We start from the raw sequence: 16860 nt of genomic DNA on the forward strand, positions 1-16860 counted from the left end.
ACGGCAACGATCCTGGCCTCGGGGGCGACACCCGCGAACCCCGTGCCGGGGCGCGGCGCGGCGGCGATCAGGCCCGCGACGAACGTGCCGTGGCCGATGCAGTCGGTGCCGGAGGCGGGGGAGGCGGTGGTGACACGGCCCACGAGGCAGCCACCTCGTCCCCGCAGCCGTGAGCACGCCGGCGCCGATCACGACCGCACGGACACCCTTGGGCCGAACACCTCCGGTACGTGTCGAAGGTGGCCGGGGCGACCACGATCGCATCCGCCGACCGTACAGCTACTGTCCGTTTCCCGGGGCCGCCGCTTGCGCGGCACCGAATCCAGGACGAGGTCGTAGGAATGGCCGACGAGATCCCGCACCGCCCCCGTGGTGATGTCCTGACCCGCGCCCCCGGAGATCCAGTGCCGCTTGTCGAGGTACCGCCCGCAAGGTCAGACAGGTCGCCGAACAGCACAGCGGTCACGTTGCGGTTGTGGTGTCGCGGCCACTCCAGCCACTCCGAGCCGAACTCAGTCGGCCCTGAACTTGTCGGCGAGCTGGAACTCGAACTCCTCGGGCAAGTCGTAGTGGAAGACCTCGGGGGCGTCGCGCTCGACGTGGGCCTTCCAGTAGAGGTCTGCGATCACGTCCGGGTCCGAGTTCGGCCGGCCACTCCCGATCCTCGCGCCCAGGGCGATGTGCGCGACGTGCACTCCACGCTCGGCGAGCGACTCGTTCAGCGCGAGGAGCCAGTTGCGCATGGCGGCGTTCGCGACGTTTGCGTTGGCGACCTGCGGGACGACCATCGGGCCCGAGCCGGCACCGCTCGTACCGATGATGGTGCCGGCACCACGGTCGATCATGCCGGGAAGCACCTGGCGAACAGCGGCGACCGCGCCGAAGAAATTGGTCTCGAGCTCGGGCACAACCGCCTCGACGGTGAGATCGACCGCGGAGACGAGCGGCCGATCCGCCAGGTCCGTCAGCGTCGGGGCAGGCGAGTACTCCAGGACGTCGATGGATCCGAAGTGCTCCTCTGCGGCGGCCAGCGCCTTACCGAGACTCGGGCGGTCAGTGACATCGGCCGCGAAAGCGGCAGCCGACACCCCTGTGCTCCGGAACCTGTCGACCATGGCCGCGAGTTGCGCTTCACGTCGCGCCACGAGCGCCACGTTGAAGCCGCCCTTCTCGGCGAACTTCGCACCGATGGCGAAGCCGAGTTGCGGCCCGGCCCCCACGATCGCAATGGTCGACACAGCTCGTCCTCCACCAGCAGACCTGCATGCCCTGACGCCGGCCCTCTAGGGCCTGTCTCACGACCAGCCGTTACTCGACCTCGTCGTCGAGCTCCTGCTGGTCATAGTGCCACGGCAACATCCATTCCCTGGAAGCCAACCTTACGGGGTCCCTCGCTCCTGTCCGGGCAGTCAGAGGCGACGGTGTCCGCTCCCCCCGCTGACTGAGTACGGCGCAGGCCAGGTCGGCGCGGTGGCGGGTTCTACTGCGCTGGGGTAGCGCCGGAGACGGCGACGCCTGCCTCCTGGAAGTCCTCCAGGGTCGCGGCGGTGGTGTCGGGAGCGACCCCGACGGAGTAGTCAAGGAGTACACGAGCCCGGAACCCCGCCTTGACGGCGTCCAGCGCGGTCGCGCGGACGCAGTGGTCGGTGGCGATCCCGACCACGTCGACGTCCTCGATGTCATGGGCGCGCAGCCAGTCCGTCATGGATGTGCCCTGGTCGTCGGCCCCTTCGAAACCGCTCTTGGAAGCGCTGTGCGCGCCCTTGAAGAAGACCGCGTCGACCTTGCCGCCGGTGACGGCAGGGGCGAAGTGGGGGTGGAATTCGCTGCCCTGGCCTCCGGCCACGCAGTGGACGGGGAAGCTGTCCTGGAAGTCGGGGGTTTCGGAGAAGTGGCCTCCCGGGTCGATGTGGTGATCGCGGGTGGCGACGATGTACTGGTAGTCACCACCCGCGCTCCGCTCGACCAGATCAGCGATCTTGGCCGCGATCCCCGCACCACCCGCGACGGGAACGCTGCCTCCTTCGCAGAAGTCGTTCTGCACATCCACCACGATCAAGCCCCGGCTCATCACGAGCACCCTTCATTCGACGGAACGACCCTCCGCGTTGTACCGGGCTCCTCGCACTCGCCGCGACCGTAACCCGCCGTCCTCACCCGCACGGTTGAGGAATTTCACCGCAGGAACGATTCGCACTCGGCGAAAGGGCCATGGCCTGCAGCCTCGGGCCCCTACATCCTTGTCCGCCCTGCGGTGCTCTGGAGAAGACAGCGTGCGGCGATTCTCGGTCGGGGTCCGGCGGCCGGGGACGCGGTTCAGTGGCTGGTGGTGCGGTCGGCGGCTGCGGAGGCGTCCTCGGTGGCGGCCCAGGCGGCCAGCAGCTGCAGCGCGTCGTGGGCCGGGGTGTGGGGGCCGGCGCTGTACGCGGTCAGGGTCAGGCCGGGCTGTGCGGGCAGTTCCATGGCGTCGAAGTCCAGGGTGATCTCACCGATGGCCGGGTGGCGGAAGGATTTGCGGCCGGTGTGGTGCAGGCGCACGTTGTGCTTGGCCCACGCGGTGCGGAACTCCTCGCTGCGGGTGACGAGCGCACCGATCAACCCGGTCAGGTCGCTGGCGCCGGGAGCCCGTCCGGCCTCGGTGCGCAGCAGTGCCACGGTCGTGTTCACGGACTGCTCCCAGTCGGGGAAGAAGTCACGGCCGTGCGGGTTCAGGAACTGGAAGCGGGCGATGTTGACCGGGTGAGGGGCGTCATCGGTGAACAGCGGCGCGTACAGGGCGCGGCCGAGGCGGTTGACGGCGAGGATGTCGAGGCGGCCGTTGCGGATGAAGGCCGGGGAGTCGGTCATGGAGTCCAGGACGCGCACCACACTGTCCGGGAGCGGACCGCGGGTGCGTTTGGTACGGCGAGCGGGGCGCCTGGCGACGGCGCGGGCCAGGTCGTAGAGGTGCGCTCGCTCGGCCTCGTCCAGCTGCAGGGCGTTCGCCACGGCGTCGACGACTTCCTCGGAGGCTCCGGCGAGGTGGCCGCGCTCCAGGCGGACGTAGTAGTCGACGCTGACGCCGGCGAGCATCGCGACTTCCTCGCGGCGCAGCCCGGGCACGCGCCGGTTGCCGCCGTAGGCGGGCAGCCCGGCCCGCTGCGGGGTGATCTTGGCGCGGCGGGAGGCCAGGAAGTCGCGGATGTCGCTCTCGGTACTCACGTCTTCCAGGCTAGGCGGGCGGGCGCGGACGAGGGGGGTTCTGTCAGTACCTGGAACAGCCGTACCTTCCGCCTGCGCGTGACCTGCGATTACCTCGGTAGTGGCCGCTGCTGCGGCTCCCGGCGGTCACCGTCGGCCGACAGGCTTCCGGCTGCCGGAACGGGCACCTGACCACAGAGTGTAAGTGCCCGATGCCATGAACGTTGCGAGCGAAGGAGTCGTCCTATGGCGAAGCAGTCCGCACCCCAGGAACTTTCCGCGATCGCGCCCAAGCTCGTCGAGGTCACCAACGAGGTCCTCTTCGGTGACGTCTGGGAGCGGCCCGGGCTCTCCCCGCGGGACCGCAGCCTGGTCACCGTGAGCGTGCTCGCCGCGCTCTACCGCGGCGAGCAGCTCGGCCACCACCTGCGCGTGGCCCTGCAGAACGGACTGAGCGTGGAGGAGCTGTCCGAGGCGATCACGCACCTCGCCTTCTACGCCGGATGGCCGAACGCCATGACCGCGATCACCCTGCTCAAGCAGATCACCGACGAGCAGGCCGCCGTCTGACGGCGCGACCCGACACAAGGAGCACCGCTCATGGAATTGCTGAACAAGCAGCCGACGATGAAGCTGCCCGCCGAGTGGTTCACCGGGGACGCGTGGGCCGATGTGATCTACCGCGGCGAGGAGCCCTCCCGCGCCCGTGCGAACGCGGTGCGTTTCGCGCCCGGCGCCAGGACCGCCTGGCACAGCCACGGCCTGGGCCAGACCCTCTACGTCGTGGAGGGCGTCGCCCTGATCCAGTCCCGCGGCGGCGCGATCCTCGAAGCCCACCCGGGCGACGTGATCTGGACGCCGCCGGGCGAGGAGCACTGGCACGGCGCCGCCCCGGACCACTTCATGACGCACATCGCGCTGTGGGAGACCGACGAGGTCGACTGGCTCGAACACGTCGGCGACGACGAGTACGGCGGCCCGCGCACCAGCACCCGCCGCTGACCCCGACCCGGACCATCTGTAAGGACCGTCATCACGCGCGGATCTGTTCTCCACGCTCCAGGGGACGTGCGCTTCGAGGAACGCGCCGACCCGGAGATCATCGACCCGACCGACGCGGTCATCCGTACCGCCGCGACCTGTGTGCGCGGCTCGGACCTGTGGGACTACCGCGGCCTGCGGACGTCGCGCTGGCCTGTCTCCTGCACAACCCGGCGGTCGCGACCACCGTCGTCGGACCGTGCCCCCGAGCAGCTGACCGAATCGCTGCGAGCCCCGCACCTGTCCCTGTCGTCCGAGACCCTCAGTGCGCTCGACGAGATCTGGCCGGGTCCCTAGGCGAGGCTCCCGAGGCGTACGCCTGGTAGCCCCCGGCGAGCAAGGCAGCCGCCCGACCGGGCACCGCGTCGCCGGGAACGCTGCCCGACGCTCCGGCGGCCGCCCCGCAGCTGTGCGCCCCGCCACCGCAGTGGGCACCCCCACGGCCCGCGTGGAACGGATTCACCCCTGGGCCGCGATCAACAGGGCCGCAGCCTCCGGCCGCCCCTCTACGGCGTCCCCTCCCCGGCCCTGCTCGCCCGCGCGGGCCGCGGCTTCGCCCGGGGCCCGCGCGCGTGCTCACGTCATGGAGACGACGACCTTGCCGGCCTTCGCGCGGCCCTTCTCGACGTACTCCATGGCCTGGAGGGTCTGGTCGAAGGGAAAGACCCGGTCGACGACGGGCCGGATCTTCCCGGCGTCGATGAGGGGGGTGAGTTCGCGCAGCTGGTCACCGCTGGCCTTCATGAACAGGAAGGAATACGTGACACCGAGGCGCTTGGCCCGCCGCCGGGTCCTGGCACCGAGCGCGGCCACGGCCAGGCGGAGGACCGGGTTCGCGCCGAGCTCGCGGGCGAAGGCCGGGTCGGGCGGGCCCGCGACGCCGATGGCCTGGCCACCGGGCTTGAGGATGCCCAGGGACTTGGCGAGGTTCTCGCCGCCGAGGCTGTCCAGAACGACGTCATAGCCGTCGAGGAGTTCGGTGAAGTCCTGCGTGCGGTAGTCGACGACTTCGTCCGCGCCGAGTTCCTTGACCAGTTCGACCTTGGCGGTGCTCGCGGTGGCGGCCACGTGGACGCCCAGTGCCTTGGCCAGCTGGACGGCGACGGAGCCGAGGCCGCCGGCACCCGCGTGGACGAGGACCTTGTGGCCCGCTTGTACGTGGGCTCGCTCGACCAGTGCCTGCCAGGCGGTCAGCGCGACCAGGGGAAGGGATGCGGCCTCGGTCATGGTGAGGGTGGCGGGTTTGGCAGCCAGGTCGTCCTGGTGGACGGCGATGCGTTCGGCGAAGGCGCCGATGCGGTCCTTGCCGGGCCGCGCGTAGACCTCGTCGCCCACCGCGAACCGGGTGACGGACGGTCCGACCTGGACGACCGTCCCCGCGAGGTCGTGGCCCAGGACGAGCGGGAGACGGTAGGGCAGGAACGCCTTGAAGTCACCGTTTCGGATCTTGATGTCCAGCGGGTTGACGCTCGCCGCGTGGATCCTGACCAGGACATCGTCGGCGCCCACCTGCGGTTCGGGTATCCCCGCGGCGCGCATGGTGGTCGCGTTACCGTACTTCTCGACCATGAAGGCCTTCATCGTCGTCTCCGTTTGTTCGGTCTCCCGTCTGAGAAGGGACGGGGGCTGTTCGTTCCGGGCTGTTCGTTCCCTGGAGACGCTCCAGGGAGCCGGCGCTCCACTCGTGGGGCACGGGCGGCACCGCGCTGTCCTCGTCGAGCCGGGCCGTGGCTGGCCTCGACGGAGGGGACCATGGGGTGGCCGCCGGCGCTGTCCAGAAAGGTGTCGCCGGCCTCGGCGAAGCGGTCGAAGATCCGGCGGGCCCTCTCGTGCTGGGGCGGAGGGGACGAGCGTCCGCCGCGTTCGGTGGAGGGGCGGTGCGTCAGCCCGCGTTCGGCCGGGGTGCGGCGGACAGGCTCTGCTTGGCGTACCGGCTGGTCCCGTCGGCGAGGATCTCGGGCAGGCCCGTCTCGATGCCGTGCAGGGCCTGGGCCGCGACGTCGGCGGCGGCGACCTTCTGACCGGCGGGGACGCCGGCTGCCATGTCGGTGTCCATGTAGCCGACGTGCAGCGCCGAGACGGTGATCCCGCGCGGCGCCAGCTCCTCGCGGGTCGCGTCGCTCAGCGCCCAGGCGGCGGCCTTGGAAGCCGCGTAGGAGCCGAGGCCGGCCGGGTGGAACCAGGACAGGGCGGACAGGACGTTGAGCACGGCGCCGCCGCCGTTGCCCTCGATGACGGGGGCGAAGGCCCGGGTGGCGGTGAGGGGGCCGAAGAAGTTGGTCTCCATCTCGCGACGCACCTCGTCCAGGTCGCCGCCGACCAGCGTCGCGCCGGTGGAGATGCCCGCGTTGTTGATCAGCAGCGTCGCATCGGAGGCGACGCGGGCGGACTCCCGTATCGCCTCCTGGTCCGTCACGTCGAGGCGCAGCGGGGTGACTCCCGGCAGGTCGACCGTCTCGGGACGGCGGGCCGCTGCGTAGACCTTCGCGCCGTGCTCGACGAGCTGGGCGGCCAGGTGCCGTCCGAGGCCCCGGTTGGCTCCGGTGACGACCGCGACCGCGTTCTCGAGTTCCATGCCTGCTCCTGATCCTTCGCGGGCGCCGGCCAGGCATCCGCCTCCATTAGATTACAACTACAATCTAAACAAGGAACTACGATAGATGCCAGTCGACATCCAAAACGGGAGGTGGGTCATGGGCCGCGTATCGCAGGCGCAGGCGCAGGAGAATCGAAGGCGGGTGGTGGATACGGCATCGCGGCTGTTCCGGGAGCAGGGCACCCACATCAGCGTCGCCGATCTCATGAAGGCGGCCGGTCTCACTCACGGCGCCTTCTACAAGCAGTTCGCCTCCAAGGAGGCGCTCGTCGACGAGGCCACCACCCACGCCTTCGACGAGCTCGCTCGCCGCCATGCGACCGGGCTCGAGCGGTACGACGGTCGGCGGGACGCCGCTCAGCGGGCCCTGATCGACGCCTACCTGTCCGTCGAGCACCGTGACGACGCGGCGGACGGCTGTCCGGTCGCGGCCCTCGCCACCGATGTCGCGCGCGGGGGCGAGGACCGCGAGGCCCGACGCGTCTACGCCGAGGGCGTGGCCGACTTCGCCGCGTTCCTCACCTCCGACGGGGACGAGGGCGCGGACGGCATCGCCCGGCTGTGCCTCTTGTTCGGTGCGCTGGTCCTGTCCCGGGCCACCAAGGGCTCCGCGCTCTCCGAGGAGATTCTCGCCGCCGCGCACGCGGCCCTGACGGAAGCCCGCTGACGGGGTCCCGGCCCCCGACAGGCGCGGCGTCAGCGCGGCAGCAGGGCCGTCCCCTGCCCCGAACATCACGCAGGATCACCTCCGTGCTCGCGGCGGCGTTCGCGCTCACCGCCGTCGCGAGGAACAGCACGGCGGACATGACGCGCGTCGGCGTCGCGGCGTCCTCCCGGCCGATCCGCTCGTCCCGGCGCGATCGATTCCCGGGTCATCCGCCGTGTCCACAGCCCCGGAGCACGGTGCGGTCCCGCGCCATCCGCCGACGAAGAGCCTGATCCGCGCGGGCCGGGCCGGGAAAGGCCGGGTCGGGCCGTTCGCGAGCCGTCGGCGCCGGCATCCGCGCCGTCTTCGGGTCGCGGGGCCGCGTCGAGGGCGTGGCCGACTACTCGATCGGCGGCCAGGGCGACGAGCTCGTCCTTGTTCGCCACGTGCCAGTACAGGGCCCGGCGCCGGTTTGCAGCTGTTGGGCCAGCAGCCGGAAGGTGAAACCCCGTTCGCCGTGCTCGTCCGGCAGCGCAACGACCGCGCCGACAACTACCTCCCGCGAGAGGGCGTCGGCGCCCCCCCCCCCCCGGCGGGAGCTCTTCCTCGTGTCCGTGGCATGACCTCATTCGGGCCCCACGGGACACGTGCGTGGTCGTACGCCGTGGGCCGGTGCTCCGGCGCAGGGCGGGCCCCCGTGGCGGACTCTCCCTGCGCCGGCTCTCCTGTTCCCGGCTCAGGGGCGGTGGAACCGCACCTCCGGGTGGGCCGGGTCCGGGCCGTCCAGGAGCGGCTGGTCCCTGCCCCGCAGGTGCTCGTCGAAGAAGGCAGCGACGTACGCGCGGGTGACGGTCACCGCGCGGTCGGCCGCGAGGTCACCGCCGGGGAGGCCGAAGTGGCCCAGGAGCACGGGCGCGTCGGAGAAGCCGAGGTGGTCGGCGCCGTCAACGGTCAGCCAGTGCTTCTCCCCGCGCAGGGCCGCCCAGGTGGTGTCCCAGGAGGTGTCCTCGCCGCCCGGCCGGTGGAACTCGTCGGTGCCCAGCAGCAGGAACGGACGTCGGCCCAGCCCGTCGGCGGGCAGCGTGTCCCAGAACGTGCCGTCCATGTTCACCCCGGCGTCGATACGCCGATCGGTGGCCATGGCACTGACGGCGCTCGCGCCGCCGACCGAGTGGCCGGCCATGCCGATCCGCGTCCGGTCGATGGAGGACGCGTACCGCCAGGCGGGCCGGGGGCCGGTCAACCGGTCCAGGACGAACCGGGTGTCGGCGGCGCGGGCCCCGGTCACCAGGTGGCCCTTGGCCCAGTCGTCCTCCTCCATGACGGTGCAGGCGACGCAGGTCAGGGTGCGACCGCCCGGCACCGACGTACCGGACGACTCGTAGGCGTGGTCGAGTGAGGCGACGACGTAGCCGCGGGAGGCCAGGTCCACGGCGAGGCTGGTGAGGGTGAACCGCGGCATGCCGAAGCCGGGCGAGAGCACCACCAGCGGGTGCCGCCCCGGAGCGGGACGCGCGTCCACCGCGCTGTGCGTACGGGCCCGTGCCACCTGCCGCACCGACGCCGGGTCCTCGACCTGCACCCCTGTCAGCAGCAGCCGGGCCTCCTCCTGGGTGGCGTACGGGGCGGGGCGGCCCGGTGTGTGCCGGCCGGACGCGGGGTAGTGCAGGGTGACCATGAGTTCCCGGCCGTCGGCCTCGGGCACCCACGGGTCGGTGCGGAAGTGGTCCACGAGGTGGAGGACGGAACTCCCCACACCGTACGGCCCGGTGGGAGTCGGCAGCCGCATGTGCTCGGCCGGCCGGTCCAAGGTGGTCGTGGCGGTGCGTGGGGAGGCCGGCGCGGCGGTGGCGGTGGCGGTGGCCGGTAACGCGACCGCACAGGCGAGAAGGGCGGCGGCGGCCGCCCGGGTCAGCTTGTTCATGCCAAAGACGCTACGGTCCCGGCTCCGGGCCCCGCGTCCTTCCACGGTCCCAACCACCGCCGGAGCCGTACATCCCAGGTCGGATGCGAGTCTCCACCAGCGGGGACTGGACGTCCCGAGTCGTTCGAGAGGATCTCGTCGAGTGCCCTGGAGTTCCAGCCCGCGGTGTCCGGGTCTGTGGTGGTGCTCATCGCTTGCTCCGCAGGCGAGTTCAGGCCCGTCGGTGTGGGGGTGCGCGCAGTGCGCTGCTACGAGCGGAACGGGCGCTGGATGGTGCCGGGCGGCTTCCGCACCATCAGCCTCGGTGCGTTCCGTCATCGGAACCAGGCCGCCATGTTCCCCAGTTCCGCACGGCGTCTCCCGTGTGCGGCGACTGGATGCCCCGGGGACTGCTCCAGTGCACCGGCTGGCCCGTCGACGGCCACGCCCCCGAGGTGGCGGCCGACGGCGCGGGCCCCATTCTCGTCATCGGCAACACCGGCGCCCCAGCCACTCCCTGTGAGGGAGCCGAGAAGATGTCCGCTCCGGTGCCGGCCACGGCGCCTGATCCCCTCACGCGCGTCCACGTCACGCGGTCCCCCTCCGTGAACCACCAGGCTGCCCGTTCGCTGCCCAGCAACCTGGTGGCTCCGTCGGTGCCTCGGCTACTCGTGCGCCTCGACGATGCCGGTGATGGTGCGTAGACCCGCGACGATCTCGGAGGCGTCGGGAGCCTGGTCGGGGTCGGTGAGCCACTGCGTCATCAGGCCGGTGAACAGGGCCATCTGCGCGGCGCCCAGCGTGCGGGCAGCGGCGTCGCCGACCTCGTCCTCGGGCGTGCCGAGCAGCAGCGCGGCCAGACCCCGGCGGCCCTGGGCCTGGCTGCCGGCCAGATAGTGGCGCAGGTCGTCGGAGTGTTCCGCCTGGAGCAGGGCTTCAAGCGTGGCCAGCCACAGGGTCCGGTCCTCCTGGAAGGACTTGATGATCGCGGCCCACATCGCCTCGTAGTGCGCGGCCGGGCTGCTTCCGGCTTCGCCGAAGGTGGTGAGCGTGCGGCCGATCCGTGTGCCCCACTCGTCGATCGCCTCGATGAGAGCGGCGTTCAGGAGCGCCTCACGGGAGCCGAAGTGGTAGCCGATGGCCGCCATGCTCACGCCGCCGGCGGCCGTCACGATATCGCGCACCGTGGTCCGGGCCCAGCCCTTCTCCTCCAGGCAGCGCCTGGCCCCGGCCAGTAGGTCCTCGCGATTTCCCATGCCGAGAACGCTACCCGACGCGTTGCACGGAGGCATGAGACGAGCGAATAAGACAAGCGTCTTGTGCAAGCGCCTAAATTCTGGCTACTGTCGTGGCCGTACCCACCAGTCGAGGGAGATGCCATGAGCCACGCCCACCCCGTCAGTCGCCGCCGTCTGCTCAGCCTGGCCACCGCCACGGTCCTCGCTTCGGGGTCCCTCGGCACCGGCACCGCCGCGGCGCGGACCTCCTCGGCCGCCGGGCCGGTCGACGCCCTCAACCGCGGCGCGCGGCCCCTGAGCGACCTGAACGCGCTCGGCCGCATGATCGGCGATGCGCACGTCGTGGGCCTGGGCGAGGCCAGCCACAGCGCTCACGAGTTCTTCACACTCAAGCAGCGGATCTTCCGCCATCTCGTCGCCACCAAGGGCTTCACCACCTTCGCCCTGGAGGCCAGTTGGAGCACCGGCCTGCGTCTGGACGCCTACGTCACTCGTGGCAGCGGCGATCCCGCCCAGATCATGCGGGACGAGTTCCAAGGCCAGTACGTCTTCTGGAACACCCAGGAGTACCTCGACCTGATCCGGTGGATGCGCCGCTACAACATCACCCACCCCGACCGGCCGCAGCTGCGGTTCGTGGGCAACGACCTCGGCTACGCCGGACCCGACGCCTTCCATCACGTCACCGGCTACCTCGCCGCGCACCGCCCGGAGCTGGCCGAGCGCATCGGCAACCTCTACGCGGGGCTGGAGCCGGCGGCCGGTGCGCAGGCGGGACCGTGGATGACCGGCCAGCTGGCCAAAGAACTCCCGGCACGCCGGTCCGAGGCCGACCGGGCCGCCGCCGCCCTGGCGCTGCTCCGCGACCACGGTCTACCCGGCACCGCCGCCCGCGGCGTCGAGCGGGCGCACGCCTGGGCCGTGCAGAACGCCACCGCCATCGCCCAGAGCTTCACCGCCTACGCCCTCCCCGACGAGCAGTTCCCCGAGCGCATGCGCTACCGCGACCGGGCCATGGCCGCCAACACGGCCTGGTGGCTGCGGCACGAGGGCGGCCGCATCCTGCTCGCCTCCAACAACGGCCACATCGCCTACACCAGCGACAACCCGGACGAGTTCCCGGAACCCACCGGCGCCTTCCTGCGCGCACGACTCGGCCCGGACTACGTCAACATCGGCCTGACCTTCAACCAGGGCACCGTCAACGCCCTCCCCGACTTCACCGCCCAGCAGCCCCAGGCCTACACCGTCACACCGGCCCCGAAGGGCCACAACGAGTACACCCTCGACAAGCTCCGCCACCGCGACTTCAGCATCGACCTGCGCACCGCGCCCCCAGCAGCCCGCACCTGGCTCGCCGCGGCCCGCCCCACGCGCTCCTACGGCCTGTACTGGTCGCCCGACGACCCGGCAACCGCCCTCGGCCGCTCCTACGACATCCTCATCCACCTCCGCCAGGTCGAAGCCGCCCACATCCTCCGGTGATGCAAAGAGGCGAGCTCGGGCAGAGCGCGCCTCTCAGGAACGATCCCTTGCCGGAGCAAGAACGACAACGGGCCGCCGGGCCTGTGACGGGGCCGGCCCTCAGCCCCGGGACGGCATCGCACGCCGGTTCTTCCGGCACCTGGTGCCGGCGTTGTTCTCCGCGGAGCCCCCCGAGCTCTCGCTGGTGCGCTTCCTCTTCTACGTCAGGCCCGGCACCAGCCTGAACGCCGGCAACGCGGGGACGTACCGGATCCGGCCGGCCAGGGTCGGGGGGACGGCGACGACCACCCGCCGGGCGGTGACACCGCCGCCCTCGCCCGGTTGAGTGCGGCGGGAGCGGATCAGCCGGCGTGCGAGAGGATCATGCAGGTGGTGGTCGCGTGGGCGATCAGCTTGCCCTGCTCGTCCAGCACCTTGCCCTCGGCCGTGGCGGTGCGGCGGCCGGCGTGGATGACGGTGCCGGTGGCGGTGAGGATCTGTCCGTCGGTGCGGGCGGCACGGATGTAGTTGACCTTGAGTTCGAGGGTTGTGTAGCCGGTACCCGCCGGCAGGGTGGTGTGGACGGCACAGCCCATGGCGGAGTCGAGGAGCGTGGCGGCGATGCCGCCGTGGACGGTCCCCAGGGGGTTGGCGAAGTCGGGGCGGGTGTCGAGGGAGATGACGACGCGGCCGTGCTCGACCTCGTCGAAACGCATGCCGAGCAGGCGGCCGATGGAGGGGATGTCGGTGGGGCGTTCGGTCTGCACCCAGCGCATCAGTTCCAGGCCGGTCATGGCGGCGAGGTCGGTGGTCGTCATGGTCGTTCTCCTGTCTCCTCGTGCGGTGGGCAGTCGGCGCAGCCCGCACCCGGGGGAAGGGCCCGGGTGCGGATCCGCGGCGGGTGAGGCGCTGGTCAGCCGAGCGGGTTGGCGGTGTCGCGCAGGGTGGTCAGGGCCGGGGCGTACATGCGGGCCTTGATGGTGCCGAGGGTGTCGCCGGCCTTGTTCACCTGTGCCTGGGCGATCTCGATCGCGGTGGAGCGCACGGCGTCCTCGGCGACCGCGTGGTCCACGACGCCGGCGGCTGCGGCGTCGGATCCGCCGTAACGGCGTGCGGTGAGCATCGCCTCGTGCGCGGTCTGCGGGGCCAGGCGGGACTGGATGAGCGCGGCCATGCCGGGGGTGAAGGGGATGTTGATGTCCGCTTCGGGCAGGCACCAGTAGCCGCGGTCGGCACGCATGACGCGGAAGTCGTGGGCGAGGGAGAACATCGCGCCGGCGGCGAAGGTGTGCCCCTGCAGCGCGGCGACCGTGATGACCGGCAGCGAGAGCAACCGCGCGAACAGTTCATGGACGGAGACGACGTACTGCTGGTGCTGGTCGGCGTGGGCGAACAGCCAGTCCAGGTCGAGTCCGTTGGAGTAGAACTTGCCGGTGGCGGCGGTGACCAGCGCACGGGGGCCTTCCGCCTTCTCCACCTCGTCGAGCGCGGCACCGACGGCGGTGAGCCAGTCCGGGTGGAAGCGGTTCTCTCCGTCTCCGAGGTCGAGGACGAAGACGTTGTCCTGACGGTCGAGCGAGGGCATGGCGACTCCTTCGAGGTAGGGGGATGCAGCGGCAGGGTGGCTGCGGTCTACGACCGGGGTCCGGCGCCGGGCCGGTCGCGCAGGGCGTGGAGGAGGAGGTCGTGGATCTCGGCGGCGGCCGCCTCGATCGGGGCGGTGCTCTGCTCGGCCCGGCACATGATCACCGCGCCTTCGACCGCGGCGATGACGAAGGCGCCGAGCCGGCGGCTGCGCTCGTCGGGCAGGCCGTGCCGGACGAAGAGGGCCGCGAGCGCCTCCTGCCAGCGGGCGAAGACGGCGGCGGCGGAGCGGGCCAGCTGGGGGGCGTCGTCATTGGTCTCGACAGCCACCGCCACGATCGGGCAGCCGGCCCGAAAGCCGCTCTCCACGAGCCGCTCGCGCCACAACACGAAGAACGCGTCGACGGCCTCCACCGGATCGTCCGCCTGCATGGCGGCATCGATCAGGCCCGCGATGAAGTCGCCCGCCAGTGCCACCGCCTCGTCGATGAGCTGCGCCCGCCCACCGGGGAAGTGGTGGTACACCGAGCCCCGAGGGGTACCGCTGTGGGCGAGTACCCGGTCGATGCTGGTCGCGCTCGCCCCGTACTCACGCAGCAGAGCGGCGGCACTGAGGATCATCCGGTCCCGGCTGTCGCTCTTGCGCGGACTCACGCACCCACCACCCTTCCGACGGACAGGTAGCCCCAGCGCGGGCTACCTGTCGGTAACTTATGGGGTATGGCATAGAACATGCAAGAGGCAGTCACGTCCCGGTTCTTCACCCACAGGCCGGCCGGACGCCGAGGCCGCCCGGAGCGGACACCTGCCGATCACAGCGACGGTGTGGCCAACGGGCCACCACAAGGACCACCGCCGGTCGCGGAGCTCGTCCACGTCGGCCTGAACACTCCGTCCACAGCGACGGCCTGACGGTGCGGACCGGTCGCGCACCCGGTCCGCCGTCCACACCGGTTCCGCCCTCCCGGACGCGGCACGGGCGCGCGCGACGGTCGTGGACGGACCCAACGGCGCCGACCGGCTCCACGGTGCCGCACTTGCGAAGCGCTTGCGGAATACCGTGCCGGGCGTCGCGAACGCCACTTCCGCTGCGCCGCGGTCGACGGTGTCGTGGGCGGGGCGTGCGGCAACCTTCCGGTACCCGCACGCACCCTCGGGCGCGACGGGCTCGCGCTCCAACCGGCGTGTCATCGCCCCGGGCCGGGGGGAGCGCGGCGAAGGCCCCGCCCGAGGCGGCACTCAGCCTCCTTCGAGTTCCCGGCGCACGGTGGCGGCGATACGGGTGAGGGCGGCCCCGAGATGGCGGCGCTGAGCGGCGCTGAGCGGATCGAGAACGAGCCGCTTCACCTGCGCGACGTGTTCCGGTGCGCTCTCGACGAGCTTCTTCCGGCCGGCGTCGGTCAGGGTGGCCAGGGTGTACCGGCCGTCGCCGGGGTCGGGTCTGCGGACGACGAAGGCGCGGGCTTCGAAGCGGTCCATCACCTTGGACAGGCGGGGTTGGGTGCTGTCGCAGACCCGGGCCAGGTCGCTGAGCCGCATCGTGGCCTCGTCGGCCATGGACAGCCGGGCCAGAACCCCGTACTCGAAGTTGGAGATACCCGCGTCCCTCTGCAGCTGGCGGTCGAGGGCCGCCGGGAGGGCGATGACGACCGTGAGGAGTGCCTGCCACAGGTCCTGCTGGTCGTCGTCGAGCCAGGGTGACTGGGTGTTCATGAGCCCATCCTACTTGCCCGAGCAACTCGCGTCACTTGCCCGAGCAACTCGCATCACTTGCCTGGGCAACTCTTGATGGACTACCTTCCAACTTGCCCAGGCAAGCGAAAAGGCTTGCCCAGGCAAGTGAAGGAGCTGATTTCGATGCCCCCTACGAGCAGCCCGGCCTCCCCGAACGACCCCAGGTCCCCCTCCTCTTCGCGCGCACCGGCCGCGGCGTACGACGACCTCCTTGCCCGGGTCCTGCCACTGGCGCGCGAGCAGCGGGTGTGGAACCCCTCCGACGGTCCCCTGCCCAGCCTCTTCGTCAGCCACGGGGCCCCGTTCACCCTCGACGATCCGCAGTGGCTCGGCGACCTCTTCGACTGGGCCCGGTCGATGCCCAAACCCCGGGCCGTCGTCGTCGTCTCGGCCCACTGGGAACGGGCACCGGCCGCGATGTCCGCAGCCGCGGCCGGCACCCCGCTCTTCTACGATTTCAGCGGCTTCCACCCTCGCTACAAGACCCTTCCCTACGCGACCCCGGACGCCACCGACCTGGCCCGGCGACTCACCGGCCTGCTGGGCCGGACGCCGGTGCACGAGTTCGCCGACCGCGGTCTCGACCACGGCGCCTTCATCCCGCTCATGGCCATGTACCCCGCGGCCGACGTCCCGGTCGTGCAGTTGTCGATGCCCGGCCTCGACCCCAGCGCTCTGCTCGAACTCGGGGCACGCCTGCGGCCCCTGCGCCGAGAAGGCGTCCTCGTTCTCGGCTCGGGCTTCATGACGCACAGCTTCGCCGTCTTCCGCCGGCCGGAGCTCGCCGCCCATACCACGGCCTTCGACGCATGGGCCGTCGACGCCCTCACCCGGGGCGACGCCGACGCCCTCACCGACTACCGCCACAAGGCACCCGGCGCCGCGGTCGCCCATCCGACAGCCGACCACTTCGTACCACTGCTGCTCACCGTCGGCGCCGCCGACGACCCCGGCAGCGCCGTGAGCGCCATCGACCGCATGGTGATGGGCAACTCCACCCGGTCGGTGCAGCTGACCTGAGCGCCTCGGCGTGCGCCGCCTTACCGCCTGGTCGCCTCATCCCTCGACGACCACATCAACACACCCTGGAGGAAAGTGCCGTGAAGGCAATCCGTTTCCACGAGTTCGGCAGCAGCGAGGTCCTGCGCCACGAGGACGTCGACCGTCCGGTCCCCGGCACCGGGCAGGTGCTGGTGCGGGTGGCGGCCACGTCGTTCAACCCGGTCGACGACCACATCCGCGCCGGCGTCCTGGCCGCCATGATCCCGATCACTCTCCCGTACGTGCCGGGGATCGACCTGGCGGGCACCGTCGCCGAGACCGGCGCGGAGGTGACGGGCCTGGAGGTCGGTGACCGGGTCGTGGCGATGCTGCCCCTCGACTCCGCCGGCGGCGCCGCCGAGTACGCGCTCGTCCCGGCCGCGTCCCTGGCCCCGGCGCCCCGGACGACCGAACTGGTCGACGCCGCGGCGCT

General features: G+C 71.4%; 20 protein-coding genes and 1 pseudogene. 9 read left to right on the plus strand and 12 right to left on the minus strand.

What is annotated here, in order from left to right; all coding sequences use genetic code 11:
• The 4 genes from RM812_RS38035 to RM812_RS38050 form a co-directional block, all read right to left on the minus strand.
• The coding region (locus RM812_RS38035; RefSeq protein WP_394816577.1) for a S8 family serine peptidase at positions 1–143 on the minus strand (143 nt) is incomplete at its 3' end.
• Between the two features lie 369 nt (positions 144–512).
• A complete protein-coding gene (locus RM812_RS38040) occupies positions 513–1238 on the minus strand; it encodes an SDR family NAD(P)-dependent oxidoreductase (RefSeq protein WP_311584769.1) in 726 nt (241 codons plus the stop codon).
• A 242-nt stretch (positions 1239–1480) separates the two neighbouring features.
• The gene (locus RM812_RS38045) at positions 1481–2071 is read right to left on the minus strand and encodes an isochorismatase family protein (RefSeq protein ID WP_311584772.1); all 591 of its coding nucleotides are present in this window, start codon (positions 2069–2071) and stop codon (positions 1481–1483) included.
• A gap of 245 nt (positions 2072–2316) precedes the next feature.
• Positions 2317–3201 (minus strand): helix-turn-helix transcriptional regulator, encoded by an 885-nt coding sequence (locus tag RM812_RS38050; protein ID WP_311584775.1) that lies wholly within the window; start codon positions 3199–3201, stop codon positions 2317–2319.
• 225 nt (positions 3202–3426) lie between these two features.
• Here RM812_RS38050 and RM812_RS38055 point away from each other — a divergent pair, with 225 nt between their 5' ends.
• The 3 genes and pseudogenes from RM812_RS38055 to RM812_RS38065 form a co-directional block, all read left to right on the plus strand.
• Entirely contained in the window at positions 3427–3750 is a 324-nt protein-coding gene (locus RM812_RS38055) for a carboxymuconolactone decarboxylase family protein (RefSeq protein ID WP_311584778.1), read from the plus strand.
• A 30-nt stretch (positions 3751–3780) separates the two neighbouring features.
• The gene (locus RM812_RS38060) at positions 3781–4182 is read left to right on the plus strand and encodes a (R)-mandelonitrile lyase (protein ID WP_311584781.1); all 402 of its coding nucleotides are present in this window, start codon (positions 3781–3783) and stop codon (positions 4180–4182) included.
• 30 nt (positions 4183–4212) lie between these two features.
• Positions 4213–4359, plus strand: a pseudogene (locus RM812_RS38065) (IMP dehydrogenase); the annotation flags it as partial.
• 438 nt (positions 4360–4797) lie between these two features.
• On the opposite strand, the gene RM812_RS38070 reads toward RM812_RS38065, so the two are convergent.
• Together RM812_RS38070 and RM812_RS38075 are read right to left on the minus strand one after the other, a co-directional pair.
• Entirely contained in the window at positions 4798–5802 is a 1005-nt protein-coding gene (locus tag RM812_RS38070) for an NADP-dependent oxidoreductase (RefSeq protein ID WP_311584784.1), read from the minus strand.
• Positions 5803–6103: 301 nt separating this feature from the next.
• Positions 6104–6796 (minus strand): SDR family oxidoreductase, encoded by a 693-nt coding sequence (locus tag RM812_RS38075; RefSeq protein ID WP_311584787.1) that lies wholly within the window; start codon positions 6794–6796, stop codon positions 6104–6106.
• 118 nt (positions 6797–6914) lie between these two features.
• Between RM812_RS38075 and RM812_RS38080 the strand changes: the two genes are divergently transcribed.
• Positions 6915–7484, plus strand: coding sequence for a TetR/AcrR family transcriptional regulator (locus RM812_RS38080; protein ID WP_311584790.1), 570 nt, complete (start codon positions 6915–6917; stop codon positions 7482–7484).
• 715 nt (positions 7485–8199) lie between these two features.
• Here the strand turns inward: RM812_RS38080 and RM812_RS38085 are convergent.
• Entirely contained in the window at positions 8200–9387 is a 1188-nt protein-coding gene (locus tag RM812_RS38085) for an alpha/beta hydrolase family protein (protein WP_311584794.1), read from the minus strand.
• Positions 9388–9470: 83 nt separating this feature from the next.
• On the opposite strand from RM812_RS38085, the gene RM812_RS43185 reads away from it, so the two are divergent.
• Positions 9471–10070 carry an alpha/beta hydrolase gene (locus RM812_RS43185; protein WP_394816576.1) on the plus strand — a complete coding sequence of 200 codons (600 nt, stop codon included), beginning with the start codon at positions 9471–9473 and terminating at the stop codon, positions 10068–10070.
• On the opposite strand, the gene RM812_RS38095 is transcribed toward RM812_RS43185, so the two are convergent.
• On the minus strand, positions 10032–10622 hold the full coding sequence (locus RM812_RS38095) for a TetR/AcrR family transcriptional regulator (RefSeq protein ID WP_311584797.1): 591 nt from the start codon (positions 10620–10622) through the stop codon (positions 10032–10034). The two genes, RM812_RS43185 and RM812_RS38095, sit on opposite strands and share 39 nt — an antisense overlap.
• Before the next feature lie 123 nt (positions 10623–10745).
• Between RM812_RS38095 and RM812_RS38100 the strand changes: the two genes are divergently transcribed.
• Together RM812_RS38100 and RM812_RS38105 are read left to right on the plus strand one after the other, a co-directional pair.
• Positions 10746–12089, plus strand: a complete 1344-nt coding sequence (locus RM812_RS38100; protein ID WP_311584801.1) for an erythromycin esterase family protein — start codon at positions 10746–10748, stop codon at positions 12087–12089.
• Between the two features lie 151 nt (positions 12090–12240).
• Positions 12241–12414: a hypothetical protein gene (locus RM812_RS38105; RefSeq protein ID WP_311584804.1), complete on the plus strand. Its 174-nt coding sequence runs from the start codon at positions 12241–12243 to the stop codon at positions 12412–12414.
• A gap of 16 nt (positions 12415–12430) precedes the next feature.
• Here the strand turns inward: RM812_RS38105 and RM812_RS38110 are convergent, their stop codons facing one another.
• The 4 genes from RM812_RS38110 to RM812_RS38125 all read right to left on the minus strand — a co-directional run bounded on the left by RM812_RS38110 (position 12431) and on the right by RM812_RS38125 (position 15365).
• The gene (locus RM812_RS38110; protein WP_311584807.1) at positions 12431–12886 is read right to left on the minus strand and encodes a PaaI family thioesterase; all 456 of its coding nucleotides are present in this window, start codon (positions 12884–12886) and stop codon (positions 12431–12433) included.
• Between the two features lie 95 nt (positions 12887–12981).
• A complete protein-coding gene (locus tag RM812_RS38115; protein ID WP_311584810.1) occupies positions 12982–13653 on the minus strand; it encodes an enoyl-CoA hydratase-related protein in 672 nt (223 codons plus the stop codon).
• Between the two features lie 47 nt (positions 13654–13700).
• A complete protein-coding gene (locus tag RM812_RS38120) occupies positions 13701–14306 on the minus strand; it encodes a TetR/AcrR family transcriptional regulator (RefSeq protein WP_311584813.1) in 606 nt (201 codons plus the stop codon).
• 585 nt (positions 14307–14891) lie between these two features.
• Positions 14892–15365 carry a MarR family winged helix-turn-helix transcriptional regulator gene (locus tag RM812_RS38125; RefSeq protein WP_311584816.1) on the minus strand — a complete coding sequence of 158 codons (474 nt, stop codon included), beginning with the start codon at positions 15363–15365 and terminating at the stop codon, positions 14892–14894.
• Positions 15366–15656: 291 nt separating this feature from the next.
• Here RM812_RS38125 and RM812_RS38130 point away from each other — a divergent pair, with 291 nt between their 5' ends.
• Complete coding sequence (locus RM812_RS38130; protein ID WP_394816578.1) at positions 15657–16406, plus strand: DODA-type extradiol aromatic ring-opening family dioxygenase; 750 nt, start codon at positions 15657–15659, stop codon at positions 16404–16406.
• A gap of 80 nt (positions 16407–16486) precedes the next feature.
• Positions 16487–16860 (plus strand): alcohol dehydrogenase catalytic domain-containing protein (locus RM812_RS38135; RefSeq protein ID WP_311584822.1); only part of this gene is annotated, 374 nt, incomplete at its 3' end.

The sequence above is a fragment of the Streptomyces lancefieldiae genome (assembly GCF_031845825.1).
Taxonomy (GTDB): Bacteria; Actinomycetota; Actinomycetes; order Streptomycetales; family Streptomycetaceae; genus Streptomyces; species Streptomyces lancefieldiae.

Excerpts from the sequence above, each read along its gene's own strand:
- RM812_RS38095 (WP_311584797.1), bottom strand. The coding sequence starts at position 10,622 with ATGGGAAATCGCGAGGACCTACTGGCCGGGGCCAGGCGCTGCCTGGAG.
- RM812_RS38125 (WP_311584816.1), bottom strand. The coding sequence starts at position 15,365 with ATGAACACCCAGTCACCCTGGCTCGACGACGACCAGCAGGACCTGTGG.
- RM812_RS38115 (WP_311584810.1), bottom strand. The coding sequence starts at position 13,653 with ATGCCCTCGCTCGACCGTCAGGACAACGTCTTCGTCCTCGACCTCGGA.
- RM812_RS38075 (WP_311584787.1), bottom strand. The coding sequence starts at position 6,796 with ATGGAACTCGAGAACGCGGTCGCGGTCGTCACCGGAGCCAACCGGGGC.
- RM812_RS38080 (WP_311584790.1), top strand. The coding sequence starts at position 6,915 with ATGGGCCGCGTATCGCAGGCGCAGGCGCAGGAGAATCGAAGGCGGGTG.
- RM812_RS43185 (WP_394816576.1), top strand. The coding sequence starts at position 9,471 with ATGCGAGTCTCCACCAGCGGGGACTGGACGTCCCGAGTCGTTCGAGAG.
- RM812_RS38060 (WP_311584781.1), top strand. The coding sequence starts at position 3,781 with ATGGAATTGCTGAACAAGCAGCCGACGATGAAGCTGCCCGCCGAGTGG.
- RM812_RS38085 (WP_311584794.1), bottom strand. The coding sequence starts at position 9,387 with ATGAACAAGCTGACCCGGGCGGCCGCCGCCGCCCTTCTCGCCTGTGCG.
- RM812_RS38070 (WP_311584784.1), bottom strand. The coding sequence starts at position 5,802 with ATGAAGGCCTTCATGGTCGAGAAGTACGGTAACGCGACCACCATGCGC.
- RM812_RS38045 (WP_311584772.1), bottom strand. The coding sequence starts at position 2,071 with ATGAGCCGGGGCTTGATCGTGGTGGATGTGCAGAACGACTTCTGCGAA.
- RM812_RS38110 (WP_311584807.1), bottom strand. The coding sequence starts at position 12,886 with ATGACGACCACCGACCTCGCCGCCATGACCGGCCTGGAACTGATGCGC.
- RM812_RS38055 (WP_311584778.1), top strand. The coding sequence starts at position 3,427 with ATGGCGAAGCAGTCCGCACCCCAGGAACTTTCCGCGATCGCGCCCAAG.
- RM812_RS38100 (WP_311584801.1), top strand. The coding sequence starts at position 10,746 with ATGAGCCACGCCCACCCCGTCAGTCGCCGCCGTCTGCTCAGCCTGGCC.